This is a genomic window from Dysgonomonas sp. 520, from assembly GCF_010501095.1.
Classification (GTDB): Bacteria; Bacteroidota; Bacteroidia; order Bacteroidales; family Dysgonomonadaceae; genus QVMP01.
In genome coordinates this window covers 20,344-46,565 of sequence record NZ_QVMP01000012.1, presented here as the reverse complement: position 1 = coordinate 46,565, position 26,222 = coordinate 20,344, and the positions used below count along the sequence as shown (strand labels likewise).

Below are 26,222 nucleotides of genomic sequence, written 5' to 3'. Positions count from 1 at the left end.
TAGCTATAATTTGTTAAAATAAAGTATTTTAAAATTAAGCGGTCAGATATGCTCTTCAATTGAATGAAAAAATATAATTTTATGCTCCGTTTTTTTAATTCTATTGAAATGATAAGAAAAATCCTACCTCTATTCGTTTTATTTGCTTTTTCAGCCATCGTTTACCCTCAACAATCCGACAACAACAATACGGACTACAAATCGGGGCTATACGACAAAAAGGGAAAGTTGATTCTTCCTTGTCAATACGAAGACGCCGAACTGCTGCCCAACAAATTGTTCAGGGTGAAAATGAATGGTAAATGGGGGCTTATCGACAGCAAAAACAACCCTCTTTTGCCTTGTCAGTACGAGATTGTCCGCTATTACACGCACAACCTGATAGTTGTGGGCAATGACGACCGCAACCGTGTGATCGACATCAATACAAAAAAAGAGATAATTCCACCCGTATACGAATACATAGGAAGCGTTTCGCATGGTTTTTCCGTGGTATGCAAAAATAAAAAATGGGGAACCATAAACATCACAGGGCAGGAAATTCTACCTTGCGAATACGGCTATATCGAAACATTCCGAAACGGATATTCTTTAGCAATGGACACAGCCAACTACAAGTGGGGAATAATAAATTACGAAGGAAAAGTGATCGTTCCTTTCAAATATACAGAAATAAGGGACATGGAAGATTTGAATATCTCGATTGTGAAAATGGGTTCATTAGCCGGAATGGTGCGCCCTTCGGACGGAAAAGAGATAGTTCCTTGCGAATTCAACGAATTGTACCCGCCCGAAAACGATCTTATCAGAGCCATTAAGCATGGCAAATGGGGTGCATACCACATCACGGGGCAAGAAATAATTCCATTTAAATATAACTATATTGACAATTTCAAAGAAGATTATGCCCGTTCCATGATTAACCAGAAATGGGGTGTATTGAGTAAAAACGGAAGTGAAGTACTCCCTTTCAATTACAGCTATATTTCCGGTGTTAGCGACGGTATGGCAATCGCCCGTAAAGACAAAAGTTCCAACTGGGGAGCCATAGATATAAAAACAAAAAATGAAACCGTTCCTTTCGAATACCTGAAAATCGAGCCATTCAAAAAAGGTTACACCGTGGCTCGTGATGGTGGTTTCTGGGGGGCTATAAACAGAGACGGCAAGAAAATCTCACAGTTCATCTACAGTCAGATGAATGCTTTTTCGAAAGACGGATTGGCGCTTGCACTCAAAGATTCGGTATGCGGAGCAATAAACCATAAAGGCAAGGAGGTTGTACCTTTTATATATCAGACAATCCACCCTTATTCAAACAAAGCTGCGGTGGCCAAAATTAACGACAAATACGTTGTCATCAACACCAAAGGAAAGATTATCAGTAAAGAATATGACCGAATGGAAACTCCCACATCGAGCGACATAAGAAAAATAGATTTTGTAAACAACATAGTTGTTGCTTTCAAGGATGGAAAAAAAGGCATTGTGAACAACAAGGGTAAAGAAATTGTGCCCTGCATTTACGATGATATAAAAATAAACGAAAACGGCACTTATTCCGTAAAACAGGCTTTATTATCTCAATAAAAAGTCACTTTGTCATATTTCAGCACATAAAAAGCATAAAAAACAGCAATTTTTAGTAACATTTTCACAGAAAAAAGGAGTATATTTGGAAGATAAACCAAAGATACCGTATGATACTGAATATCAGAAATGAAACATCGCAACTAAAAACGGTTGTATTAGGGCAGCCATACTCCAATGGAAAACAGCCAAAACTGGAACAAACCTACGATGCAAAATCATATGAAAGTGTGCTAAACGGCACATACCCCGTGGAGGAAGATATTGCAAACGAAATGTCTTGCCTCGAAAAAGTGCTGTTGAAACATAATGTGGAGGTTCTTCGCCCCCTGATTCTACCCAATAGCAATCAGGTATTTGCACGGGACGTAGCATTTGTTATTGACGATAAAATAATCACGTCAAATATTATTCCCGACCGTGCCGACGAACAGGAGGCTTATGCTCCGATATACAGCAAAATTGCTTTCAACAAAATATATAACCTTCCTGAAAAGGTGCACGTTGAAGGTGGCGATATCATTTTACACAACGATATCATTTTCATGGGAGTTTATACCGACTCCGACTACCCCAGCTACAAAACGGCACGCACCAATAAATATGCCATTGACTTTTTGAGGGAGCTTTTTCCTGACAAAGACTTCATACCACTCGAACTTGCCAAACACGATACCGACCCAAGAAAAGGCATTCTTCATCTCGATTGCACCTTTATGCCCATAGGAGACGGAAAAGCTGTAATTTACAGAGACGGCTTTCTAAATCCCCGGGATGCGGACTTTCTTACCGATTTCTTCGGCGCAGAAAATATTTTCAGGATCACGCGTGAAGAAATGTATTATATGAACTCGAACATATTTTCCATTTCCCCCGAAATTGTTGTTAGTGAACAAAACTTCACACGCCTGAACCAACACCTCCGAAACGAATGGGGACTTACGGTCGAAACCATTCCATATCACGAGATATCTAAGATGGGAGGTTTGCTCCGCTGCTCCACCCTGCCGCTCGTAAGAGAATGATTTGTTGTTAATATTGAGCAAGTTATAATTTACAATTATTAAATTTGCCAAAAGAACCTTTTAAATATAATTATCGTGAAGAAAAATATTTTTTTATCTCTTGTTTTAGTCTTTACGTGTTCTGTTTTCGGACAAACCAACGAAAAAAAAGCATACGAAACAGAAACCTATACTAAACGAATGTCCGAATTCAGAAAGAACCCACTAAAAACAGGTCAGATCGTTTTTATGGGGAACAGCCTGACCCAAGGTGGAAAATGGAGCGAATATTTTCCGAAACAAAAACCTGCAAACAGAGGCATCAGCGGAGATAATACGGAAGGAATGCTTGCCCGGTTAGACGAAATTGTCAAGGCTCAACCCGAAAAATTATTCTTTCTGGGCGGAGTGAATGATATTTCTCAAAACGTCCCGAACGACACGATAATAAAGAATATAAGAACGATTATACGACGGACAAAAAAAGAGTCTCCGGGCACAATCATCTATATACAAAGCCCTCTGCCCATCAACAATTCATTTGAAAGATATAAAAGATTGACAAACAAAGAAAACGTGATAGACAATCTGAATAAAAAATTGAAAAAATTGTGTAAAAAAGAAAAAGTCAACTTCATATACATCCACCCTGCATTCTTGATAAAAAAGCAAACACTCGATGCCAAATACACAACCGACGGACTACATCTCAATAAAGAAGGATATTCTGTTTGGGCTAAAGAATTGAGCAAATATATCGAATAATGCTTCAAAAACAAGCTATTTTTTACTGAAAAAGAAAAATTTATGGAAAAAAGTAACTATCTTAGCGTATCTTTTTTGAGGTACGAGGGGTAAATCATTATTTTTTTTTATTGACTGAGAATTAAAGAAATAATTGGACGAATGAAATTAATAGCAGAAAGTGGATCAACCAAAACCGAATGGTGTATTATTGAGGGAAACTCAATCATAGATCATGCTTTTACTGATGGTATAAACCCATTTTTTCAGACCAGAAGAGAAATCAGCCGTTGCATACGATTGCAGCTATCCGAGAAGTTTTTTTCACGTAAACTGGAAGAAATATACTTCTACGGTGCAGGGTGTACTTCAGAAGAAAAGAAGGTCATTGTTAAAACTTCACTTATAGCACAATTCAGGACTCCAACACAGATCAACAGCGACTTGCTTGCTGCTGCAAGGTCATTGTTCGGACAAGACGAAGGCATAGCCTGTATTCTCGGAACCGGTTCCAACTCTTGCTTCTACGACGGAAATGATATTGTTAAGAATGTAAAATCGCTCGGTTACATACTTGGAGACGAAGGTAGCGGGGCCGTTCTTGGCAAAATGTTTATAAGCGATTGCTTGAAAGACCTTGCCCCCAAACATATTACACAGGCATTTTACGAACTTTACCGCATATCTGTGGACGACGTTCTCGATTTGGTTTATAACAAACCTTTCCCCAACAGGTTTTTGTCAACACTATCGTTCTTCCTATCAGAACACATTGAGAATGAATATGTCTACGAACTTATATATAAAAATATAAAGAGATTTTTCAAACGTAACGTTCTTCAATACGATTACCAGAACTATCCGGTATCGTTCATTGGTTCGGTTGCCCACAACTACTCGGACATTTTACTCCAAGTGTCTAAAGAATATGACATTGAGATAAAACAGATTGTTGAATCTCCAATGCCGGGACTGGTAAAATATCATACTTTGAAACTGCCGTTTACCATTTAATTTCCTCTTAAGAAAATTGTCTCTTCCAATTCGGAAAACGGGATGATCGTTTTTATGTTTCTGTCTGTGGGTGTCCACGACCGAATGATGGTATCAACCTCTATGTCAAGATTTTGTATGGCATCGTAAATAATCAGTTCCTTTTCGCTTGCCTTTTTTAAGAAACCATCTTTACTCATTTCAATAAGTTTTGGCTCAAACAATAGCTTGTCATCAGGGAAATAAAAAACGGTGAAATCATCCTCAATACCATCATACAGATTACCAATACGATACATTTGCATCGTATATTCGCCATCCGTAACCGTCTTAGTATCACTGATTATCTCAATATCCAATCTTTTAGGCTGCATGTGTAAGCTATCAACCTGAAAAGGCTTTCTATTACGAACCAAATAAGTTATAGAATCAAAGTTCTCCATTAAGGTCAATATTGTTGCGCCTTTATGAACAAAAGGTCTTATTCCTCTCAAATTCTCGGGATGATAATGGCTGAACGCAAAATATTTGACAGGTTTTTCCTGCGATATTTTTTTAGCTTCACCGATTAGTTTCTCTCCGTTTTCGCTGGTTATGGGCGATTCCAGAATTGCAAAATAATCTTTAAACTCAACAATCAACGAATTGATGCCTTCGGGGTAGAAACTCACAATGTGAATGTGATCACTCAATTTTTCAGTTTTCACGTATGGCTCCGCTATGCCTTTCTTCTTTTTCCGGGCACTCACTTCCGAAACAAACAAGAGGCTCAAAACCAAAGATATATAGAATACAAACTTTATTCTTTTCATGTCTATTAAACGTAAATGATGAAATTGTGTCTGTTTTGTAGTAGGAATAGTTAATGCAAAGATAAAACTTTGCAACAATAACACAATATGAAAAAACTAAGAGAAAGCGGTTCGAAAGTTTTTCCTGTAATCGACCGGGGTTATTTGCAAATATTTCATGAAAACCTTTCGCATATTATCCACCGATCCCAAACCACACAACACGGCAATTTCCTTAAAGGATAACTGAGTATCTACCAGATACCTGCATGCACTTTCAACCCGCATCTTATCCACATATTTTGCCGGAGTTATGCCTGTTTCCCTTAGAAAAACACGGGCAAAATTGCGTGGACTCATGGATGCTTTTTCAGCCAGATTTTCGACAGTCAAGTTTCCTTGCAAATTATCAACAATCCAATTTTCAATATCTTGAATAGGCTTATAATCAGTATTTTGATGAATTAAAACAGAGCTGTATTGAGACTGATTTCCGGGACGTTTCAAGTATAAAACCATCTGCCTGGCTACATCCATAGCCAACGATCGCCCAGAATCTTCTTCAACTAACGCCAAAGCTAAATCCATACCCGAAGAAATCCCGGCAGATGTGTATATATTACCATCTTTTACGAAAATGGGATCTTTCTTCACTTTAATTAATGGATAATCCTGAGCCAACCTGTCACATAATTCCCAATGCGTTGTAGCGTTTCTTCCCTCTAAGATACCTGCTTCAGCCAAGAAGAAAGTTCCTGTACAGACCGAACAAATACGCTCTACTTTAAGTGATTGTTCCCGAATCCAATTCAGAATTTTTTTACCTAATCTGTAATCACTCTGCATACGATTAGGAACTCCGGGAATAAACAAGGTATCAATCTCATAATCTATATCTTGAATATTCTCATCGCAATCAAACACTACTCCCGAAGCTGTCTTTATCCTTTTATTTTTTATAACCGATATAGTATGTATTTTATAGTAGAAACTCCCTTTTCTATTTAATGATTCCACACAATCGTTTGCCTGATAAAAAACCTCCAAAGGACCAGTTATATCCAATAATGTAGCATCGGATATTACGAGGAATGCAATATGTCTAATTTCAGTCGCCATTATCAACCAATTAACTTATCATACAAATATACTATTTTTTGGCAGGATTGGACGTATTTATGTCATTATAGACAAATGCTTTATAGCTTATTTTTGTATTATTATTTACAATAAAATAAAATTGAAACAAAATGGCTTTAAAAATAATGACAGCTGAAGAAGCTGCTTCTTTAATAAAAGATAATGATAATGTTGGTTTTAGCGGATTCACACATGCCGGATGCCCAAAAGTTGTACCCGTAGCATTGGCAAAAAGGGCTGAAGAAGAACATGCTAAAGGAAATTCTTTCAAGATAGGAATGTTCACGGGTGCATCCACAGGCGATAGCATTGATGGAGCATTGGCCAGAGCGCACGCTATAAAATTCCGCACACCCTATCAGACCAATAAAGATTTGAGAAATGCCATCAACTCGGATGAAGTTAAATATTTCGATCTTCACCTATCCACTCTGGCGCAAGACCTGCGTTATGGCTTTTACGGGCCTGTAGATGTGGCCATTATTGAAGCATCGGATGTTACGGAAGATGGTGAAATTGTTCCAACATGCGGTGTGGGTATCAGTCCGACCATTGCCCGACTCGCCAAAATTGTAATCGTGGAATTAAATAGCTGGCATCCAAAAGAACTGAGAGGCATGCACGATTTAGTTGAACTGCCAGACCCTCCTCATCGGGAAGCAATTGGTATCTATTCCGTTCGTGACCGGATTGGGAAAGACCACATAAAAATAGACCCTGAAAAAATAGTCGTAGTAAATACAAATATGCCAAATGAGGGTAACGGATTTTCTCCCGTAGATGAAATAACTTCACTAATAGGCAAAAATGTTGTCAAATTTTTCGTCGAGGAAATGAAAGCAGGACGAATGCCCGAAACATTCCTTCCCATACAATCGGGTGTGGGAAACATCGCTAATGCGGTCTTAAAGGAGTTGGGAGACAGCAAGGAAATACCTGATATGGAGGTTTATACCGAGGTGATACAAGACGCAATAATAGATTTGATGGAGAAAGGACGGATAAAATTTGCCAGCGGTGGAACTTTAACAGTCAGTAACCCGGTTATAGAAAGAATTTATAAAAACCTCAACTTCTTCAAAGAAAGGATTATATTCCGCACGGCGGAAATATCCAACAATCCCGAAGTTGCCCGCCGCTTAGGAATTATAGCTATGAATACGGCTATTGAAACCGATATTTTCGGTAATATCAATTCCACACATGTTATGGGAAGCAAAATAATGAACGGAATTGGCGGGTCCGGCGATTTTGCCCGCAGTTCTTATTTGTCTATTTTCTTGACACCTTCTACGGCTAAATCGGGAAAAATCAGTGCCTTTGTCCCTATGGTTTCGCACCTCGACCATAGTGAACATTCGGTGAAAGTTATAATCTCTGAATATGGAGTAGCCGACCTTAGAGGAAAATCGCCAAAAGACAGGGCTGAATGTATCATCAAAAATTGTGCCCATCCTGATTATCGACCGCTCCTGAGAAAATATCTGCAAAGTGGAGAAAAAGGTCAAACTCCGGTGAATCTGTACAATGCCTTTGCCTTTCACAAGGCTTTTATGGAAACAGGGAATATGAGAGATGCACAGATGTAAAAAACATTTCATCACCTGACAACACAATTTCGTACAGCCAGCGCAGCATTTCATAAAACAGAAAGAAAAGGGTAATAATTATCTGGCAGAAAGACATATATTTGTAATAGAAAACAAGCAACCTAAGGAAGTTGTAATTAGAGAATATATTATCAAATATTATCTATTACTTAAATATGTCGAAGTATCTGGTATTAACAAATAGCAACGAAGTGGTCAGGGTTTCACCCGAACGGATTGTATTCATCTTGTCGGATGGCAACTATTCTACCATGACCCTTGAAAATAAGGACGAACATCTGTTTTCGTTCAATCTGGCTTCGTTCGAAAAAATTATTGAGCAACAGTTAGGTACAGATGCACAGACATTCATCCGCTTGGGAAAAAGCCTTATCATCAACGGTAGGTATATTTATTACGTAAATGTGTCGAAACAGCAGATTGTGCTTTCCGACAGTAGTTTTTCCAACAAATTTACGCTTTCGGCATCGAAAGATGCCTTGAAAGCTCTGAAAACAGTTTTGGAGGACAGTATAAAGAGTAGGAGGATTGGTATATGAGCTCAAAAAACAACAAAGATAATGAAGTGTATATTCTTGGCTCCGATATTGAGGAGAACAAGAAAAAGTCCACAACAAAACTCAAATGGATCATCATTTTTTGCATTTGCCTGATTGTAGCCATTGCCGGGATAATTATCCTTCTTTCTGATAAGGAGCAGGCTCCTGAATATTATTTCGAACCGGAAATATCGGAACAACAAAGCGTAACTATCACAACCAGCAACACGGAAAGCAGTGAAAACCAAAGTTATACAAGCGCAACAACAGACACCATCAACGATGTTCCATTGAACATTTTCGTCACACACAATGCCATGATGTCTCTAACCGTAGGAATGCCCGACAGATCGGATTCGACTATCATCTTTGCAGCCATGGCGGCAGATATACGCAAAGACAATCAAGAAATTGTGGGAGACTTTGTTCTTTCCGGAAATCAAATAACGAAAGGTGTTGCCAAAAAAGGATTTTGCGCCATCATCAACAATACCATCTCAATAGGTGTAGGAGAAGACACTCCGCTATTGCAGCAAGCGATAGAAAACAAAGGGTTCTTTTTCAGACAATACCCACTTGTTCTGAATGGGGAACTGATAGAAAACAGACCTAAAAATAAATCTATCCGGCGAGCTCTTGCCATGCGCAACGAACAGATAATCATGATAGAAAGTCAGAATACCGAATCTTTCCACGATTTTACGCAGGCGTTGATAGATATAGGCGTATCGGATGCCATCTATCTGGTAGGAGGCGACGCATACGGATGGTATCGGGATAAAGAGCAAACCCGAAATGAATTCGGAAAAGAATTAACCGAAATACCCCAGAATATATCTTACATAGTCTGGCGAACACAATAAAATAAATCAGTCAAATATTCAATTTTATTAAACCCGAGTATAACAATCGCATCGGACAGGGGATTGTATGTCCGTAAGGGTTCTTTTAAAATGTGACATTTGCACCCGTCAGGCGAAACGGCATCTGCTTCGCATCAATAATAAACAAACATAAACTCTAGTTATGAGAAAAATAAACATTCTGCTATTCGTAGCGGCAGTAACAGTCGTATTTGCACATTGCACCGATAACGTTGAAAATGTGATTCCTGATCCCGAAGATAATATCATTCCCGATACGGTAGCCACTCACATTACCAAAGAGAAACAAAACACTGATAATCAAGCAAAGAAGTGCATCTATTTAACAATAGACGATGCTCCGCTCAATGGTAGTGTATACATAGACAGTGTGGTGACGGCAGAGGAAATAAAAACGAATATTTTTCTGGTTGGCAATCCGATAGATTGTAGTGGAAAATTCCGCAGATATCATGAAATACTACAAAAGAACTCACATATCGAAATTTACAACCACAGCTATTCTCATGCAAACAACAGATACTCTGATTATTATAAAAATCCGAAACAAGTACTGGAAGATTTCAACAAAAATCAATCTGATTTCGGCATATCTCACAAAATAGCCCGACTACCCGGACGCAATTTGTGGCAATTAGGAGAAAGAAAGAAAAATTGCAACCAGACCGGCTCTACATCGGCCGAACTAATATCTAACGATGGGTATCAAATATTTGGCTGGGATGTGGAATGGAATTACGATGCAAAAGATTACACCCCGAAACAAGGTATAGACGAGCTGATTGCCGAGATTAATAAACTATACGAATCTTCCCGAACATTTACTGCCAATCATGTGGTATTGTTGATGCACGATCAGATGTTTGCAAAGGTAGATGCCAAGAATAATCTGGCCGAACTGATTATCAAACTTAAAGAAAATGGCTACACCTTTGAGCATCTCAGTTCATATCCGGAAGAGATACCTAATTAACAAACTTGTCATTCTGAGTGAAACGAAAAATCTTTTTTAAATATTAAAAATCAAGGCAAACAGATTCTTCACTTCGTTCAGAATGACAAAAAACTTATAAAACCCTCCAATACAATTACAACTGCTTTACTCTCTCCAAAGCCTGTTTCAACATATTCTCGTTGCAACACAGCGAGATACGTACATAACGTTTACCTTTATCACCGAATATGAATCCCGGAGTTATAAAAACATTGGCATTATAAAGCACCTTGTCAGCCAATTCTCCACTGTCTGCATAACTATCAGGAATTTTTCCCCAAAGGAACATTCCCACCTGATTCTTGTCGAAAGAGCAACCTAATGTATCCATAATCGCCTCGGCATACTGACGGCGTGATGCGTAAATCTCGTTCATCTCATCATGCCACTCTTTAGGAGTGTTCAATGCAGCAACAGCAGCCATCTGCATCGGCTTGAATTGTCCACTGTCAATATTGCTTTTCACCTTGAGAACCCATTGCACAAACTGCGCATTCGATGCCAACATCGCCATACGCCAACCGGGCATATTGTGAGATTTACTCATCGAATTCAGTTCTATACAAATATCTTTGGCTCCCCTAATTTGCAAGATACTCAAACGAGAATCGTTCAAAATAAAACTATATGGATTATCATTTACAATTACAATACCATGTTTCTTCCCAAAAGCAACCAGTTTTTCGAACAGTTGAGTGGTAGCATTTGCACCCGTCGGCATATTCGGATAATTAACCCACATCAATTTAACACCGGATAAATCCATCTTTTCCAACGCTTCAAAATCGGGTTGCCAGCCATTGTTTTCGTCCAAATCATAAGTATGAATTTTTGCCTGAACCAAATTACTGACAGATGAATATGTCGGATAGCCCGGATTCGGCACAAGCACCCCATCCCCCGGATTCAGAAACGCCATGGAGATATGCAAGATACCCTCTTTCGATCCGATTAACGGCTGAATTTCCGTAACGGGATTCAGCTCCACATCGTACCATTTTTTGTACCAGTCGGCAAATGCTTTACGCAGTTCGGGGATGCCCACATAAGGCTGATAGCCATGCGCATCGGACGTATTTGCCCATCGGCTCAGTTCGTCTATCGTATTTCTTGATGGCGGCAGATCGGGACTTCCCACACCAAGACTTATCACATTTTTTCCGGCAGCATTCATTTCCGCCACCTCTTTCAATTTTTTAGAGAAATAATATTCCTCCACAGAATTCAACCTGTCGGCAGGTATAATCTTTTTCATATCTATTTTTTATTATCTTTTTCTTAAATAATACTTTGTTCACCTTCGGGATATTCACCCAGAATATGCAATTCACTGATCAACGGGCGAATAGCATCTACTGACTGCCTGTAACGTTCAAAATCAGCGTACTTCACATCCACATAAAACTGATACTCCCATTCGCGTCCGATTATTGGTAAAGACTGAATTTTAGTAAGGTTTATTCCATAAAAAGAAAATACGGACAAAACCTTCGACAAACTTCCTTCTGTGTGGGGAAGTGTGAACACCAAAGAGGCTTTATTCACAACATCTCCATTTATGATTTCCTCTACCATCCACCGGGCCGAAACGATAAGAAAACGTGTAAAATTATGCTTATTGGTTTCGATTCCACTTGCCAGAATTTCCAGTCCATATATCTCAGCAGCCTTGCTACTGCAGATGGCTGCCACGCCTTGCATTTTTTTCTCAGCTATATCTTTCGCCGCCAAAGCCGTATCTTCATGTTCCACTATTTTTATGTTCGGCAACGAATCCAGAAAGTTGCCACACTGCATCAAAGCTATCGGGTGCGACATCACCTCTTTTATATCATGAACACTTTGACCGGGTAAGGCGGCAAAACAATGAGATATCCGCTGCTTAAACTCTCCGGCAATGGGCAATTTATATTCTTTTTGCAACTCGTAGTTTTGGAGCAGGCTTCCCGCAATTGTATTTTCAATAGCCATAATTCCGATAATGGTAGGGTCTTTTTTTATTGCCTTAAAAATATCGCGAAATGTATTACACTCAACCAATTCTAACTCTTCCTTGAAAAAATTTTCTGCGGCAATACCGTGATAGGCTCCTAAAACTCCTTGAATAGCTACTTTCCTTTTCATAATTGTTGATTCAAAAAAAAATCCCGTCGATCTTCGACAGGATTTCATATATTATTGATTTTAACTTTTCACACTCTCAATTCTTTACATACAAAACCCTGTTCTACTTTGGCTAAAGTAAAAGCTAAAAAAGTATGCAAAGAAAAATTGATTCATAGTTGTCACTATTTTATTTTCGATTGTGCAAATGTAGTTATTTTTTGATAATCACAAACTTTTTGACAGGAATTTTATATTTCAATCACAAATTTATTTTTGTTCCCGTATTTTTTCCTAATTCCGACGCTTTGGTTATTATCACTTCCTTCACTCCGAACTCTAACGATTTGAAGGCATTTTCCAGTTTTGGAATCATACCTCCCTGCACTATTTTCTCACTCAACAGATGTTCAAAATCTGTTTTCGTGATAACAGGAATAACGCTATCATCATCATTTTCATCAGCAAGAACCCCTTTTTTCTCGAAACAATATACCAGGCTCACATCAAAGTGTTTTGCCAATCCCTGAGCCGTTTCCGCAGCCATAGTGTCGGCGTTCGTGTTCAGCATGTTCCCTTTTCCGTCGTGAGTAAGGGGAGCTACAACAGGCACTATTCCCTGCTCAATCAGGGAGCTCAGCACCGAAGCATCCACTTCTTTCACATCTCCCACAAAGCCGTAGTCAATTTCTTTCACAGGTCGTTTTTCGGAACGCAGAATATTCAAATCCGCCCCGGTAAGCCCCAGAGCATTGATACCCAACGCCTGAAGTTTGGCCACTATGTTTTTATTGACCAATCCGCCATAAACCATTGTCACAACTTTCAGTGTTTCTTCGTCCGTAATGCGTCGGCCATCTACCATCTTACTTTCAATACCTAATTGCTCGGCAAGTTTGGTTGCCGACCTGCCCCCGCCATGCACAAGCACTTTATAACCCTCGATGTGCGAAAAATCAAGAAGCAGTTGTTTCAACGAATCGGCCTCTTCAACAATTTTTCCGCCAACTTTTATTAATGTCAGTTTTTTCATATTTTTTCTAATCTGGATGCAAAAGTACAAAAAAGCGAAAAGAGATCTTTTCACAAAGACCTCTTTTCTTCATAGGAAAATCAAAAAGTAATAATCAAAATGTAATTCTAAACACTAATCATTCTAAATCTAAACTGGTAGTAGTGTCCCAAAATGACTTCGTGTCAGAAGTATCTACATTAGTTTTCGTATAATTTCTTTCATAAATTTTTTCTTCACCTTTTTCTTCTTGCACATGGATAACAAAACCAATTGATTCCGCTTCCGGGTATCTGGCTATGTAAGGGCGTATATCAAATGCCCCCAATCCTATGCCATCTTTATATTGTTCGTCTTCATATGCGTTGTGTCTCAGTTCTAAGTGTATCTTTCCGTCGTCGTCATATTCCCTCAATTTATTTTCAACAAGGTTGACAAAATGAGTTTTATGATTATATCTAAACGCAAACCTAAAGTTCAGGTAATCATCACCAAACCATACCGATTTGACTTGAATAGGATCGTACCCTAAAGAATCGCTTTGTGTGTCTGTATTAATTATTGATACATCCTTTGTCAGAATATTTGATATGTAATTTATCTTAATTGCATGATCATAATCCTCATACGAATCAGACAAAAGAGTGTAATCTATGTAAACACGCTGATTTGCTTTCGGTGTATAATTTATATTCAACGGAGCCACAGGAATCAACGTTGTTTTATCATCAAGAATCAGATAAAACGATTTTGAATCACCTATCGGACTTACTGTTGCCAAGTCAATATAAAAATCATCGAGCGAATAGTCGTCATCGTCACAAGAACTGAACATTAGGATAGTCATAAATAACATGACTCCTAAAATAAAACTACTCTTAGTTTTTTTCATCACCACAAACCTCCCTTTTTTCTTTTAAGACTCTTTACACTATTAAAGATGCTTTGTTTCGTGAAACGTTGCGTACATTTTTCAAATTTAAGTTTTTTTTACAATTGAAAAAATTCACAAAACACTAATTTTCAGGATAATAACTAAAAATTATATGCAAAACCGATTCCCAATATTTCTTTAAACTGAACTCTGGCTCCGTGCGATACGTTGTGTTTATCAACATATTTCACATCATCGTCATATTTTAGAGTCGTATTCAAATTTGCATTCAAATATTTATTGATCTTCATGTTGATAAGTACGTTCCACTCCACATCTACATTGCCAAAAGACTTATCGTATGCAGTAAAGAAACTTACGTCTGTTATCAGTTTAACGTTCTCCATTATATCTTTCTGAGCTTTACCTTTAAGATAAGCACCCAACTCTGCCTTGAATTTGTCTCCGGGATCAACACCAAAAGCACCCACATTAGACAATGAGTCATCCGTTACGAAAGTCAACTTGCCTGCGATTGGCGAAAAATATGCCGAATAGTTATCATTTGGCTTATACTCAATCCCTAACGATATATTGGAATAACCGGGCGCCATAAATTTTGAGATATAATTGTCTTTATTCGGATAGTTATACCCATAATAAAACTGCGACTTGAAATCAGCCATAGCCGAATAATACCATTTATCGTTAATTTTATATCCCAATTGAGTAGTAAAATCTATTTTATCGGCTGTTTTCTGAACTCCTTGCGACTCCAGATGTGTAAGTCCATATTCAAGTATCAAAGCATTTGTCCACAGCCATTTATCTTTTTTATACTCTAAACTCCCATTTAGATAGGCATTGCCGGCATAAGAATTTTCACCACCTGCCGACCAGTTGGTTAACGACGTTTGAGATAAATTAACGCCCGTACTACCTTTTAATTTCCAAGGACTTACAGGTTTTATATCTGTTGGCTCTACTTCTTGAGAAAAGACAAAAACAGTTGATAACAAAAATGGAATAAGTAATGCTAATTTGTTCATATTTTACAATTATTTAATTTTGTTCATTATTTTATTCAGCACAACATTTTTTGTCCGATAATTACTCATTATCAGACAAATAAAACAAAACACATATTTACAATAACATAAATAGTGAAAGTTTGCGTTATACAAAATTATAAAATTTGAACTTTCAACCCAAGAGATAGGTGTAAATAATCGTTTGGCTTCAGATAGCTATTACAAAATGCACTGATCAGATATAACTCGTTTGTTCCTATTTCATAAAAAAATGTCACAGACTTTCGGGTACGTCTTTTATCAACAGGAAAGTGATATGTAAACCTTTGTCCCAAAGCCATATTGAAACGTATTTTAGTGGAAAAGGAATAATAACCGTTAGGATATTTATCCGGAGCGGATGCCCAATAGTCGCCATCCAGAACCGAATTGGCATACAAAGAGCAAGACAAAGGGTCCATCGAAAAATCTTTTCCGAGTTTCACATTCCAAGGAATAAAGTTTTGTTTCAGGGTAAATGTTGCCCGAACTTTTTCGTCGCTATATCTGGGGATAAAACCAAACAAAACATCAGTTTCCCATTGCTTATTTTTCCCGTAGTTCCATCCTCCGCCCAACGAAAGAAAGCCCATTCCTCCGGCAAACTGCACCTTTGTATATTTAGGGATCAATTTGCTCCACCGGGTCTGATAGTTATACATTCGCCTTTCATACTCACTCTGTGCATTTGCCTGAGTAACAAACGATAGGCACAAAACCACCGTAAGCAAGAATACCCTGATTTTAGAATTCCACCACTTCATACTCATATTCGTCGTTAGGTTTAATCGTAAAAAGAAGATATTTTCTCTTGGCTATATTGGCCGTTCCATAATATATTATGCCATCGCCAAACAAATCGTCTATCTTTATATGATGATCGTGTGCATTCAGGCAGAATTGCAACCCTTTGAAAAAATTTATATAATGTTGGAATACACGGGCAACATTGTCGTTAAATTCCATAGAATATGGACGGACGTGCATAGCCACAACCGTTTTTTCGTGTCCTTCCAGTTCTTCATTTATTTGCTCTTCTATAAATTTGAAATCGGGAACAGGCCGTGAATAATCATACTCAAGCGCATTTGTGTTGAGACAAACAAACTTCACATTTCCTGCCAGAAAGGAGAAATTTTCCGCTCCAAATATTTTCCGGTAAATAGTTTCTCCATTTGCCAGACAATCGTGATTGCCCAACAGAGCCACATACGGAACTTTCAATTTGTTCATAATATCACGCATCCAGATGAATTCGTTAGTCAAACCAAAATCAGATATATCGCCACCATGAATAGCAAAGTCAATATCATCTCTTTTATTCAGTGCCTTAACAAAATCTTCCGTTTCGTCGTACCATCGCTGAGTATCGCCAAAAAAGGCAAACCGAATAGTTTCCTTTCCCTTACATGCTTCTTCTATACGTGCAATATTTTTTGCATTAACATTCCGTTCTCCACTAATTTTACCATCGTAAGGATGATACTCAAAGGCGTCGCATCCCGAAAGAAAAATAGTAGAGCATGTAACAAAGAATAAAGTTATACGCTTTCTCATATCATTTTTATTATTTTGGCAAAAATAGAACTTTATTGTTTAAATAGTGAAAGAAAAATATGGTTGACAGCCATATTCTTTCATTCTTTATCGAATATTAAATATCTTCGCATTCCTTTTTGATTTTTTTGATTTTCCACAGTTATACATATTTCACTATCTTTGCAGTTCATAAAACTTAACAAAAACGAAATAACAAACAAAATATAGAATATGTCGGACGATAAAAAGATCATTTTCTCGATGATTGGGGTAAATAAAATATATCCCCCACAAAAACAAGTACTGAAAAACATTTATCTATCTTTCTTCTACGGAGCTAAAATTGGCATTATCGGTCTTAACGGATCGGGTAAGTCTTCTTTATTGAAAATCATTGCCGGTATTGATAAGGAATATCAGGGCGAAATTGTTTCCGACAAGGGGTATAGCGTTGGTTATCTGGAACAAGATCCTAAGCTCGACCCTACCAAAACTGTGAAGGAAGTGGTTCAGGAAGGTGTACAGCCAATCATTGATCTACTTACCGAATATGAAGAAATAAACGAAAAATTCGGACTTCCCGAATATTACGAGGATGCCGACAAAATGGATGCCCTTTTTGCAAGGCAAGCCGAACTTCAAGATAAAATTGACGCTACCGACGCATGGAATCTGGACAATAAGCTGGAACGTGCTATGGATGCCCTGCGTTGTCCGCCCGAAGACGAGTTGACAGAACACCTGTCGGGAGGTGAAAAACGCCGTGTGGCTCTTTGCCGCCTGCTATTGCAACAACCCGACGTTTTGTTGCTGGATGAGCCTACCAACCACTTGGATGCCGAATCAATTGACTGGCTCGAACAACATTTGCAACAATATGCCGGAACGGTTATCTGTATCACCCACGACCGCTATTTCCTTGACCACGTAGCGGGTTGGATTCTTGAGTTGGATCGTGGCGAAGGCATTCCCTGGAAAGGAAACTATACTTCTTGGCTGGAACAAAAAACCAAGCGTATGGAACAGGAAGAAAAGCAAGCAAGCAAACGCCGCAAAACACTTGAACGGGAATTGGATTGGGTGCGAATGGCTCCGAAAGCACGTCAGGCAAAAGGTAAGGCTCGTTTGAACGAATACGAGAAACTGTTGAACGCCGACCAAAAGGAAAGAGAAGAAAAACTGGAAATATTTATTCCGAATGGTCCACGCCTCGGAAACAAAGTTATAGAAGCGCATGATGTGGCAAAAGCCTTTGGTGATAAGTTGCTGTTCGACAATCTCAACTTCTCGCTACCGCCTAACGGCATAGTTGGCATTATCGGACCTAACGGGGCAGGTAAAACAACACTGTTCCGCCTCATTCAAGGAATGGAAACCCCAGACAAAGGCACATTTGAAGTGGGAGAAACCGTAAAAACTGCTTATGTAGACCAAGCACACGAGTCTATGGATCCGAACAAATCGGTGTATCAGGTAGTATCGGAAGGCACTGAGTTTGTACGGGTTGGAGGTAAAGAGATCAATGCCCGGGCATATCTTTCACGCTTCAATTTTACGGGAGCCGATCAGGAAAAGCTTTGCGGAGTGCTTTCCGGTGGTGAGCGTAACCGTCTGCATCTGGCCTTAACACTGAAAGCCGAAGCCAATGTTTTGCTTCTGGACGAACCTACCAACGACATAGATGTGAACACATTACGTGCATTGGAAGAAGGTTTGGAGAACTTTGCAGGCTGTGCCGTTGTTATATCTCACGACCGCTGGTTCCTCGACAGGATATGTACGCACATATTGGCATTCGAAGGAAATTCGGAGGTCTTTTATTTCGAAGGATCATACAGCGAATATGAAGAAAATAAGAAAGCACGAATGGGCAATGTAGAGCCTAAACGTGTACGTTATCGCAAACTTACTAACTAAACAGAACTTCAAAAATAACATCTTGAAAGCCTAGGATAACTAAATATCTTAGGCTTTGGCAAGTAAACATTTTTGTTCGTAAATAAAACCCAATGTCTGTAAAGTCAAATAAATCATATATAAAGAAGCTGATTGCAGCCATCAGTTTATTGCTTGTTATTCAATCATATTCTTTTTCTCAAACAACAACTGTTCAGGGAGTTGTTAAAGATTCAATAACAGGCAATATTATTGAATTTGCAATTGTCAGGTTCGACGACTCGGCGGTTGGAAATATATCGGACGAAAAAGGTAAATTCAAAATAAGTAACAATAGCAAAAAGAATCAGGTGGTGGTTTCACTCATGGGTTACAAAACATGGACGAAAACTGTCCCTATTGGGAAAACCACAACTCTGGAAGTTTTGTTACAACCATCGGAGTATCAACTGGATGAAGTAGTTATAAGACCGGGAAAGGAAAAATATTCGAAGAAAAACAATCCGGCCGTAGAGCTCATTAAAAAAGTAATTGAGAACAAAGAGAGGAACAACATTCGCAATCAGGACTACTATCAGACTGATGAATATGACAGGCTGATCTTTGCATTCAACAAAGTAGACACTGCCAAGGTAAAGGAAAAGTTGGCTAAATATACTATGCAGTCGCGTATAGACAACAAAACTATTTTACCATTTTCTACGAGGGAAACCCTATCCACATTCTATTACAGAAAAAAGCCTGAATCTACGAAAAGAATCGTTACTGCCCACGAACTGAACGGAATAGACGAGGCCATGAACGTGGAGGCGATTGATGCGGTTACTAAGGAAATGTTTAAAGACATAAACATTACGGACAACAAAATAAACCTGCTTCTCAGAGACTTCGTCGGTCCTTTGAGTTCAAGTCAGGCTGTCGATTTTTATAAATGGTATATCATTGATACCGTGACAATAGAACAGGAAAGATACATCAATCTGGGATTTCTTCCGTTCAACACCCGCGATATCGGTTTCACCGGCAACATTTATGTATCGAACGACTCTTCCTATGCCGTAAAAAGAGTTACGATGGATGTTCCCAACAAATCGAACGTAAACTTTGTGGACGCCATGGTGGTGGAACAAGATTTTGAAGAACTGTCGCCAAATTTGTGGATACCAAAAACACTTACCATGTCGGTAGATTTGACAATGGCAAATGCCATAAAATTATATGTGGAAAAGGTGAAAAACTACAATAATTTTGTCTTCAACCAACCGGTTGATGTTGTCTTCGTAAATCCGGCTCCCGTTCTTTACGTATCGGGATACAATAAACAAAGTAGGGAATATTGGGAAGAGAACAGGCCTCAGTCCTTAAACACTGACTATAAGGTAGATTTGATGATGGACGAACTTATGTCGAACAAATATTTCAAGCTTTTCCTTGGGGCCGTAAAAATTATATCAAGCAGTTCGGTTCCATTGTCAAGCGATGAAGAAAAGAATAAATTTGAAGTAGGTAAGACCCTCAGCCTATTCAGTTTCAACGGATTGGAGGGTGCCCGATTCAGGCTGACAGGAAACACCACGCCCAATTTTCACAAGCATCTATTCTTGTACGGATATGGCGCCTACGGAACAAAAGACAAAAAATTCAAATACTACGGAGAAGCAACATGGGCATTCGGGAACAGGGAAAAAAACAAGGATGAGTTTCCGATGACAAATCTGGTGGTAGGTCACAAATACGATGCAAACCCTTTAGGTTTGAGATTCTTGCAATCGGAACGTGACGATATTTTCATGTCCGGAAAGAACCAGTTGAAAGAAAACGCAACATATTCACGTACAACTCAGGTTGAATTTAAACACGAAACATATAAGAACTTCTCGTTCGACATTTTTGCTCGTACTCAGAAAGAAAAGCCTGCCGGAAACTTAACATTCCGTCTTATCGACGACAATGGCAATATGTTTTTCAAACCAAATCTTATCTCTACCGAAGTAGGGCTCAGTCTTCGTTATGCACCCAACGAAAAATTCTTCCAACAGAGACGTGCCAGAAGGAAGATTCCGCACGAAGGCGTCGTATACAGCCTTTCGTATACCGCCGGATTGAAAAACGTATTCGGCAGCGACTATAATTATCACAAACTGATGGCATCCATAACAAAAGATTTCTGGATGTCGCCTTACGGAAAGCTGCAAATAAACGTAATAGGTGAAAAAATATGGGGAGATGCACCCTTTCCCATTCTTTTGACAGCCAGTGCCAATAAATCATTTACTATACAAAAACATTCATTCAGTTTGGTAAATACCCTTGAGTTTTTGAACGATCAGCAGATAACATGGAACGTTACCTACAATATGGATGGTTGGTTATTGAACAGAATACCGTTGCTCAATATGCTAAAACTTCGGGAAGTTTTTGGATTAAGAGGAATTTGGGGTTCATTATCCGACAGAAATAATCCCGAACACAACAACAAAATGTTAGTCTTTCCCAACAATTCTTTTAAAATGAAAAAAGACCCGTATATGGAGGCTAGTGTAGGTCTGGAAAATATTCTCGGCTTTTTCAGGTTGGATTACGTTTGGAGACTGAACTACCTCAATCATCCCAACATAGACAAATCGGCAATCCGTTTAGGCTTCGAGATGTCCTTCTGAAAAAACAGTGAGATTCCGGCATTTTTTTTGTAAATCACTATAAATAGTAATTGCAACACTCATTAAACTTATGTACTTTTGCAACGAGTTTTTTAGTAAACCAGATTGTTGTAAGGTCACAGACCTTTTATATTGCTTTGGTAGGTAAAAAACACCTCAGCAAGGTTATAATTTTAGAGATATATCATCAAATTCTATCAATTACTTATACTGATAAAAAAATGGAATCATACAAAGATTTTAAAGGAACCAAGTGGAAAGAAAACATTGACGTAAACAACTTTATTCTGGAAAACTACACAGAATACACAGGCGATGAAAGCTTTCTACAAGGTCCGACAGAAGCCACTACTCAATTATGGAACAAACTTAGCGAAATGTTTGTAGAGGAAAAGAAAAAAGGTATTTACGATGCCGAAACCCGTATTCCCTCTCAGATAGACGCTTATGGTGCAGGATATATTGATAAAAATTTAGAGAAAATTGTTGGTGTACAAACCGACAAACCATTGAAACGCGCTATTTTTCCTAACGGAGGACTAAGAATGGTTCAGCAAAGTTTGGAAGAATATGGCTACAAACTGGACGAAACAACTGCCGAAATATTCACTAAATACAGAAGAACTCATAACGAAGGAGTTTTTTCCGCATACACAGACAGTATCCGCCGTGCCAGAAGCAACGGTTTACTTACCGGGCTTCCCGACGCTTACGGACGTGGACGCATAATCGGCGACTATCGCCGTGTTGCCCTTTATGGAATAGACCGCCTGATTGCCGAAAGGGAAAAACGCTTCAAAGAATGCGACCCTATCGTTATGACTGACGAGCTGATCCGTCTTCGTGAAGAATTAAATTCTCAGATTCTGGCATTGAAAGCATTGAAACGTATGGCTGCGGCTTATGGTTTCGATATTTCACATCCTGCAAAAACTGCGCAAGAAGCTATTCAGTGGACGTATTTCGGATATTTGGGTGCAATCAAAGATCAGAACGGTGCAGCAATGAGTCTTGGACGTGTAACAACTTTCCTTGACATTTACATTGAACGTGATTTGCAAGCCGGCTTGATTACGGAGCAAGATGCGCAGGAATTTATCGACCACTTTGTTATGAAATTGCGCATCGTGCGTTTCCTTCGTACCAACGAGTATAACGAATTGTTTTCGGGCGATCCTGTATGGGTTACCGAATCTTTGGGCGGTATGACCAACAAAGGAAAATCTTTGGTTACGAAGAACAGCTTCCGTATGTTGCACACGCTTTACAATATTGAGCCTGCTCCGGAACCAAACCTTACTGTTCTTTGGAGTGAACGCTTACCCGAAAACTGGAAAAAATATTGTGCAAAAGTATCTATTGATACATCTTCTTTGCAGTTTGAAAATGACGACATTATGCGTCCGCAATTGGGCGACGACTACGGAATCGCTTGTTGTGTTTCGCCTATGCGTATCGGTCATCAGATGCAATTTTTCGGAGCCAGAGCAAACCTGCCTAAAGCATTGCTTTACACCATCAATGGTGGTAAGGATGAAAAAACAAAAGCTCAGGTATTGCCAAAGCACTGGGTAGAAAAAGTGTCGGGTGAGTATCTTGATTTTGACGAGGTTTGGGCTAAATTTGACAGAACACTCGACTGGCTTTCAGAAACTTATGTAAAAGCATTGAATATCATTCACTATATGCACGATAAATATTCGTACGAAGCCTTGGAAATGGCTTTGCATGATGTGGATATTGTTCGTACACAAGCATTCGGAATATCCGGTTTGTCTATCATTGCCGACTCTTTCGCAGCCATTAAATATGGTAAAGTACGCATAATCAGGGATGAAGATGGCGATGCGGTAGATTATGAATTGGAGGGTGAATACGTACCTTTCGGAAATAATGACAGCCGCACAGACCAAATTGCAGTGGAGATTGTAGAAAAATTCATGAACAAGATACGTAAACGCAAGATGTATAAAGATGCAATCCCAACACAATCGGTATTGACAATTACATCGAATGTGGTTTATGGAAAGAAAACAGGTAATACCCCCGACGGACGTCGTGGCGGAACGCCTTTTGCTCCGGGAGCTAACCCAATGCACGGTAGAGATACCAAGGGAGCTGTCGCGTCTCTTTCATCTGTTGCTAAACTTCCGTTCGAACATGCCAATGACGGTATTTCGTACACGTTTGCTATAACTCCCGACACATTGGGTAAAAGCATGGACGAAAAAGCAACCAACTTGTCGGGACTGCTCGACGGATACTTCCACAATACAGGTCACCACTTGAATGTGAACGTATTCAACAGAGATTTGCTTGTAGATGCAATGGAACATCCGGAGAAATATCCTCAACTCACAATCCGTGTATCGGGATATGCCGTAAACTTCGTAAAATTGACCAAGGAACAGCAATTGGATGTTATCAACAGGACAATCACGACAACTTTCTAAGAAAAGTAGCCGAGTAAATGATTAATATTCAAGCAGAAAAGAACTTTCATTTCTTTTCTGCTTGTTTGTAACAGAGTATCAGAAATGAAAGGTTATATACATTCTTTCGAATCTTTCGGAACAAAGGACGGTCCGGGCATACGCTTTGTTATTTTCATGCAGGGTTGCCCGTTGCGATGCCTTTACTGTCACAATCCTGATACATGGAAAAAGGATGATGCTCAATATACTTTGACTGCGCAAGAGGCGTTTGACGAAATAGAGAAAGTAAAATCCTTTGTCCGTGGTGGAGTTACCGTATCGGGAGGTGAACCCATGCTTCAAGCTGATTTCGTATTGGAATTATTCAGATTGTGTAAGGCTGATAATATCCACACGGCAATAGATACATCCGGCTTCTTGCTGAACGACAAGATAAAAGAGCTTCTCAACTACACCGATCTCGTTCTTCTTGATGTGAAACACATCGACCCGTCAAAATATAAAGACCTGACAGCAGTCCCCCTTGAACCGACCCTTAAGTTTCTTAGCTTTCTTTCCGAAATAAAGAAACCTGTCTGGCTGCGTTATGTTCTCGTACCCAACTTCACTGATGACGAAACAGACCTACATAACTGGGCAAAACATGTTTCTCAATATACAAATATAGAGAGGGTAGACATTCTTCCTTTTCATCAGATGGGAATACATAAATGGCAGCAAATGGGATTAAATTACAAATTACAGGATGTAAAATCGCCTTCACCCGAAATCGTAAAAAAAGCAGAGCAGATATTTGAAGAATATAATCTTCCTGTTTCTAAATAAAAAATAACCCGTGGTGCATTTAGGACTTTGATATAAACTCATTTATTATAAGATTCATATCGGTTTTGTCATTTTGAACGAAGTGTAAAATCTATGTGTTTACAATCCAGATCCTTCGTTTTATTCAGAAACAACGTTCGAGGAGCAAAGGCGACTCAATGGCAATATAAATATGTATTATATTTCAGTCTGTTATCTTTCATTATCTAGATGCACCACGGGTAAGATTTTACGCCTCAGCGAACAGTCATTTACAATTTCCAATATATCAATGATGTGCGTGCCGCATTAATCTGCCCCGGAAGAGATTGCAACTTAAAGGAGATGGGTTCTGTATAGGCCGGATTATAACTTGGATCTAATAGATGACACCATCTGAAAGTTATTACATCTCCCCTACTTGCCGTACATCCCATTGTCACAGAATAAGTACTTGAACCATAATGCAACAACCCGTTTGCCGGATTCATTGATATGTTGATTTCAGCAACATCCACCACTTCATCTATATTTTTAGTAGGATTATACCTCATCACATTTATATAGAATACGCCATAAGACAACGGATACGAAACAAGATTCACCGGAACTAACATAGCTCCATAAAGACGAAAAGAAAAAGCATACGAACCATCTTCTTCCACTGCTATTTCGTACCTGTTCCGTTTGACATTAAAGTCTCCAAAAGGCAGAAGAATTCCATTTTCTGTTGCATCATATCTTGCATGAACCGACATAACATCCATCATCAAATCGAGTGTATGAACAGTAGATATCGGGGCTGCGGGTATATCGGTTAAAAGATGCAACCACCTCACTCCATCCCACACATATTGTCCAGCATCAATGCCGTTGCCTCCAATATGATAAACATTCATCCCTTTATGAGCTGCTTTTTGTACATTTGTTCCTCCTCCTGATATAAACGGTTCCAGACTTTCCACATTCACCAATCTCACTCGTGATAATAACAACCCTCCTTTTTGCGAAGTAATTCCGCCCTGAGCAGGATTGGAGTCAACCTGAGTTTGAATGTTAACTATTGCTGCATTGGGCGAACTTATGTCAGATCCAATGGTTACCTGCGCCGACACAGAACATTGCATGGCCTGTAAAGTCAAGAAAACTACAATGGCCTTAAGAAATTTCACTTGTTTATACATCATCATTTTTTTTCTTTGTTTTGTAAGTCAATTTTTAATATTAATTAAAGTTATTTAAGTCAACCCAAACACTAATCCTTATGCTTTTATAAATCATTTTTTCAAGATATAAATTTTAACACTTTTCTCTATACTCTTATTTATCAACAATTTACAACAGCTCAATTTTCCGTCACTTTATGAGTGACGGAGGGGTACTTTTTAGCATATTATATATTTGAAAATAAACCTATTACATACACACCTAAAGCAGTTGACAAACATTTTGTTAAACATGTGGTCTTCATCATCAACAAAATGGAAAACATAATCAAAGTAAATGATTGAAAACAAAGGATTAAACTAGACCAAGCTGG

Annotated in this window: 22 protein-coding genes; 12 read left to right on the top strand and 10 right to left on the bottom strand. The window is 38.8% G+C overall.

What is annotated here, in order from left to right:
* Positions 1 to 81: 81 nt before the first annotated feature.
* From D0T56_RS08945 to D0T56_RS08930, 4 genes are all read left to right on the top strand, one after another.
* Positions 82 to 1,590, top strand: a complete 1,509-nt coding sequence (locus tag D0T56_RS08945; RefSeq protein WP_163319804.1) for a WG repeat-containing protein — start codon at positions 82 to 84, stop codon at positions 1,588 to 1,590.
* Positions 1,591 to 1,700: 110 nt separating this feature from the next.
* On the top strand, positions 1,701 to 2,615 hold the full coding sequence (locus D0T56_RS08940; RefSeq protein ID WP_163319803.1) for a dimethylarginine dimethylaminohydrolase family protein: 915 nt from the start codon (positions 1,701 to 1,703) through the stop codon (positions 2,613 to 2,615).
* A gap of 75 nt (positions 2,616 to 2,690) precedes the next feature.
* The gene (locus tag D0T56_RS08935) at positions 2,691 to 3,359 is read left to right on the top strand and encodes a GDSL-type esterase/lipase family protein (protein WP_370458796.1); all 669 of its coding nucleotides are present in this window, start codon (positions 2,691 to 2,693) and stop codon (positions 3,357 to 3,359) included.
* Between the two features lie 141 nt (positions 3,360 to 3,500).
* Positions 3,501 to 4,352, top strand: a complete 852-nt coding sequence (locus D0T56_RS08930) for a hypothetical protein (RefSeq protein WP_163319802.1) — start codon at positions 3,501 to 3,503, stop codon at positions 4,350 to 4,352.
* Here the strand turns inward: D0T56_RS08930 and D0T56_RS08925 are convergent.
* Together D0T56_RS08925 and D0T56_RS08920 are read right to left on the bottom strand one after the other, a co-directional pair.
* On the bottom strand, positions 4,349 to 5,143 hold the full coding sequence (locus tag D0T56_RS08925; RefSeq protein ID WP_163319801.1) for a hypothetical protein: 795 nt from the start codon (positions 5,141 to 5,143) through the stop codon (positions 4,349 to 4,351). The genes D0T56_RS08930 and D0T56_RS08925 overlap by 4 nt on opposite strands.
* Before the next feature lie 96 nt (positions 5,144 to 5,239).
* On the bottom strand, positions 5,240 to 6,241 hold the full coding sequence (locus D0T56_RS08920; protein WP_163319800.1) for a GlxA family transcriptional regulator: 1,002 nt from the start codon (positions 6,239 to 6,241) through the stop codon (positions 5,240 to 5,242).
* Between the two features lie 131 nt (positions 6,242 to 6,372).
* Here D0T56_RS08920 and D0T56_RS08915 point away from each other — a divergent pair, with 131 nt between their 5' ends.
* The 4 genes from D0T56_RS08915 to D0T56_RS08900 all read left to right on the top strand — a co-directional run bounded on the left by D0T56_RS08915 (position 6,373) and on the right by D0T56_RS08900 (position 10,268).
* The gene (locus tag D0T56_RS08915) at positions 6,373 to 7,851 is read left to right on the top strand and encodes an acetyl-CoA hydrolase/transferase family protein (protein ID WP_163319799.1); all 1,479 of its coding nucleotides are present in this window, start codon (positions 6,373 to 6,375) and stop codon (positions 7,849 to 7,851) included.
* A gap of 176 nt (positions 7,852 to 8,027) precedes the next feature.
* Complete coding sequence (locus D0T56_RS08910) at positions 8,028 to 8,411, top strand: LytTR family transcriptional regulator DNA-binding domain-containing protein (RefSeq protein WP_163319798.1); 384 nt, start codon at positions 8,028 to 8,030, stop codon at positions 8,409 to 8,411.
* Positions 8,408 to 9,274: a hypothetical protein gene (locus D0T56_RS08905; protein WP_163319797.1), complete on the top strand. Its 867-nt coding sequence runs from the start codon at positions 8,408 to 8,410 to the stop codon at positions 9,272 to 9,274. Before D0T56_RS08910 ends, D0T56_RS08905 begins: the two co-directional genes overlap by 4 nt.
* Positions 9,275 to 9,437: 163 nt before the next feature.
* On the top strand, positions 9,438 to 10,268 hold the full coding sequence (locus tag D0T56_RS08900; RefSeq protein ID WP_163319796.1) for a polysaccharide deacetylase family protein: 831 nt from the start codon (positions 9,438 to 9,440) through the stop codon (positions 10,266 to 10,268).
* Between the two features lie 115 nt (positions 10,269 to 10,383).
* On the opposite strand, the gene D0T56_RS08895 is transcribed toward D0T56_RS08900, so the two are convergent.
* The 7 genes from D0T56_RS08895 to D0T56_RS08865 all read right to left on the bottom strand — a co-directional run bounded on the left by D0T56_RS08895 (position 10,384) and on the right by D0T56_RS08865 (position 16,905).
* Complete coding sequence (locus D0T56_RS08895) at positions 10,384 to 11,544, bottom strand: pyridoxal phosphate-dependent aminotransferase (RefSeq protein WP_163319795.1); 1,161 nt, start codon at positions 11,542 to 11,544, stop codon at positions 10,384 to 10,386.
* A 23-nt stretch (positions 11,545 to 11,567) separates the two neighbouring features.
* Positions 11,568 to 12,413, bottom strand: coding sequence for a prephenate dehydratase (locus tag D0T56_RS08890; RefSeq protein WP_163319794.1), 846 nt, complete (start codon positions 12,411 to 12,413; stop codon positions 11,568 to 11,570).
* A 241-nt stretch (positions 12,414 to 12,654) separates the two neighbouring features.
* Positions 12,655 to 13,425 (bottom strand): acetylglutamate kinase, encoded by a 771-nt coding sequence (argB, locus tag D0T56_RS08885; RefSeq protein ID WP_163319793.1) that lies wholly within the window; start codon positions 13,423 to 13,425, stop codon positions 12,655 to 12,657.
* Positions 13,426 to 13,543: 118 nt separating this feature from the next.
* The gene (locus tag D0T56_RS08880; protein WP_163319792.1) at positions 13,544 to 14,296 is read right to left on the bottom strand and encodes a NigD-like protein; all 753 of its coding nucleotides are present in this window, start codon (positions 14,294 to 14,296) and stop codon (positions 13,544 to 13,546) included.
* Positions 14,297 to 14,439: 143 nt separating this feature from the next.
* Positions 14,440 to 15,327: a DUF3078 domain-containing protein gene (locus tag D0T56_RS08875; RefSeq protein WP_163319791.1), complete on the bottom strand. Its 888-nt coding sequence runs from the start codon at positions 15,325 to 15,327 to the stop codon at positions 14,440 to 14,442.
* Between the two features lie 137 nt (positions 15,328 to 15,464).
* Positions 15,465 to 16,112 (bottom strand): hypothetical protein, encoded by a 648-nt coding sequence (locus tag D0T56_RS08870; protein ID WP_163319790.1) that lies wholly within the window; start codon positions 16,110 to 16,112, stop codon positions 15,465 to 15,467.
* Entirely contained in the window at positions 16,093 to 16,905 is an 813-nt protein-coding gene (locus D0T56_RS08865; protein WP_163319789.1) for a metallophosphoesterase, read from the bottom strand. The genes D0T56_RS08870 and D0T56_RS08865 overlap by 20 nt, the downstream gene beginning before the upstream one ends.
* A 213-nt stretch (positions 16,906 to 17,118) precedes the next feature.
* On the opposite strand from D0T56_RS08865, the gene ettA reads away from it, so the two are divergent.
* The 4 genes from ettA (at position 17,119) to pflA (ending at position 24,703) form a co-directional block, all read left to right on the top strand.
* Positions 17,119 to 18,804, top strand: a complete 1,686-nt coding sequence (gene ettA / locus D0T56_RS08860; RefSeq protein ID WP_163319788.1) for an energy-dependent translational throttle protein EttA — start codon at positions 17,119 to 17,121, stop codon at positions 18,802 to 18,804.
* 92 nt (positions 18,805 to 18,896) lie between these two features.
* The gene (locus tag D0T56_RS08855) at positions 18,897 to 21,443 is read left to right on the top strand and encodes a DUF5686 and carboxypeptidase-like regulatory domain-containing protein (protein ID WP_163319787.1); all 2,547 of its coding nucleotides are present in this window, start codon (positions 18,897 to 18,899) and stop codon (positions 21,441 to 21,443) included.
* A 221-nt stretch (positions 21,444 to 21,664) separates the two neighbouring features.
* Positions 21,665 to 23,896, top strand: coding sequence for a formate C-acetyltransferase (pflB, locus tag D0T56_RS08850; protein WP_163319786.1), 2,232 nt, complete (start codon positions 21,665 to 21,667; stop codon positions 23,894 to 23,896).
* Positions 23,897 to 23,980: 84 nt separating this feature from the next.
* On the top strand, positions 23,981 to 24,703 hold the full coding sequence (gene pflA / locus D0T56_RS08845) for a pyruvate formate-lyase-activating protein (RefSeq protein WP_163319785.1): 723 nt from the start codon (positions 23,981 to 23,983) through the stop codon (positions 24,701 to 24,703).
* Positions 24,704 to 24,954: 251 nt separating this feature from the next.
* Here the strand turns inward: pflA and D0T56_RS08840 are convergent, their stop codons facing one another.
* Entirely contained in the window at positions 24,955 to 25,872 is a 918-nt protein-coding gene (locus D0T56_RS08840; protein ID WP_163319784.1) for a hypothetical protein, read from the bottom strand.
* Positions 25,873 to 26,222 lie beyond the last annotated feature (350 nt).

What these genes read in the sequence shown, in the direction of transcription:
- D0T56_RS08945 (WP_163319804.1), top strand. Translation starts at nt 82, where the DNA reads ATGCTCCGTTTTTTTAATTCTATTGAAATGATAAGAAAAATCCTACCT.
- D0T56_RS08940 (WP_163319803.1), top strand. Translation starts at nt 1,701, where the DNA reads ATGATACTGAATATCAGAAATGAAACATCGCAACTAAAAACGGTTGTA.
- D0T56_RS08930 (WP_163319802.1), top strand. Translation starts at nt 3,501, where the DNA reads ATGAAATTAATAGCAGAAAGTGGATCAACCAAAACCGAATGGTGTATT.
- D0T56_RS08925 (WP_163319801.1), bottom strand. Translation starts at nt 5,143, where the DNA reads ATGAAAAGAATAAAGTTTGTATTCTATATATCTTTGGTTTTGAGCCTC.
- D0T56_RS08920 (WP_163319800.1), bottom strand. Translation starts at nt 6,241, where the DNA reads ATGGCGACTGAAATTAGACATATTGCATTCCTCGTAATATCCGATGCT.
- D0T56_RS08915 (WP_163319799.1), top strand. Translation starts at nt 6,373, where the DNA reads ATGGCTTTAAAAATAATGACAGCTGAAGAAGCTGCTTCTTTAATAAAA.
- D0T56_RS08910 (WP_163319798.1), top strand. Translation starts at nt 8,028, where the DNA reads ATGTCGAAGTATCTGGTATTAACAAATAGCAACGAAGTGGTCAGGGTT.
- D0T56_RS08905 (WP_163319797.1), top strand. Translation starts at nt 8,408, where the DNA reads ATGAGCTCAAAAAACAACAAAGATAATGAAGTGTATATTCTTGGCTCC.
- D0T56_RS08900 (WP_163319796.1), top strand. Translation starts at nt 9,438, where the DNA reads ATGAGAAAAATAAACATTCTGCTATTCGTAGCGGCAGTAACAGTCGTA.
- D0T56_RS08895 (WP_163319795.1), bottom strand. Translation starts at nt 11,544, where the DNA reads ATGAAAAAGATTATACCTGCCGACAGGTTGAATTCTGTGGAGGAATAT.
- D0T56_RS08890 (WP_163319794.1), bottom strand. Translation starts at nt 12,413, where the DNA reads ATGAAAAGGAAAGTAGCTATTCAAGGAGTTTTAGGAGCCTATCACGGT.
- argB (WP_163319793.1), bottom strand. Translation starts at nt 13,425, where the DNA reads ATGAAAAAACTGACATTAATAAAAGTTGGCGGAAAAATTGTTGAAGAG.
- D0T56_RS08880 (WP_163319792.1), bottom strand. Translation starts at nt 14,296, where the DNA reads ATGAAAAAAACTAAGAGTAGTTTTATTTTAGGAGTCATGTTATTTATG.
- D0T56_RS08875 (WP_163319791.1), bottom strand. Translation starts at nt 15,327, where the DNA reads ATGAACAAATTAGCATTACTTATTCCATTTTTGTTATCAACTGTTTTT.
- D0T56_RS08870 (WP_163319790.1), bottom strand. Translation starts at nt 16,112, where the DNA reads ATGAAGTGGTGGAATTCTAAAATCAGGGTATTCTTGCTTACGGTGGTT.
- D0T56_RS08865 (WP_163319789.1), bottom strand. Translation starts at nt 16,905, where the DNA reads ATGAGAAAGCGTATAACTTTATTCTTTGTTACATGCTCTACTATTTTT.
- ettA (WP_163319788.1), top strand. Translation starts at nt 17,119, where the DNA reads ATGTCGGACGATAAAAAGATCATTTTCTCGATGATTGGGGTAAATAAA.
- D0T56_RS08855 (WP_163319787.1), top strand. Translation starts at nt 18,897, where the DNA reads ATGTCTGTAAAGTCAAATAAATCATATATAAAGAAGCTGATTGCAGCC.
- pflB (WP_163319786.1), top strand. Translation starts at nt 21,665, where the DNA reads ATGGAATCATACAAAGATTTTAAAGGAACCAAGTGGAAAGAAAACATT.
- pflA (WP_163319785.1), top strand. Translation starts at nt 23,981, where the DNA reads ATGAAAGGTTATATACATTCTTTCGAATCTTTCGGAACAAAGGACGGT.
- D0T56_RS08840 (WP_163319784.1), bottom strand. Translation starts at nt 25,872, where the DNA reads ATGATGATGTATAAACAAGTGAAATTTCTTAAGGCCATTGTAGTTTTC.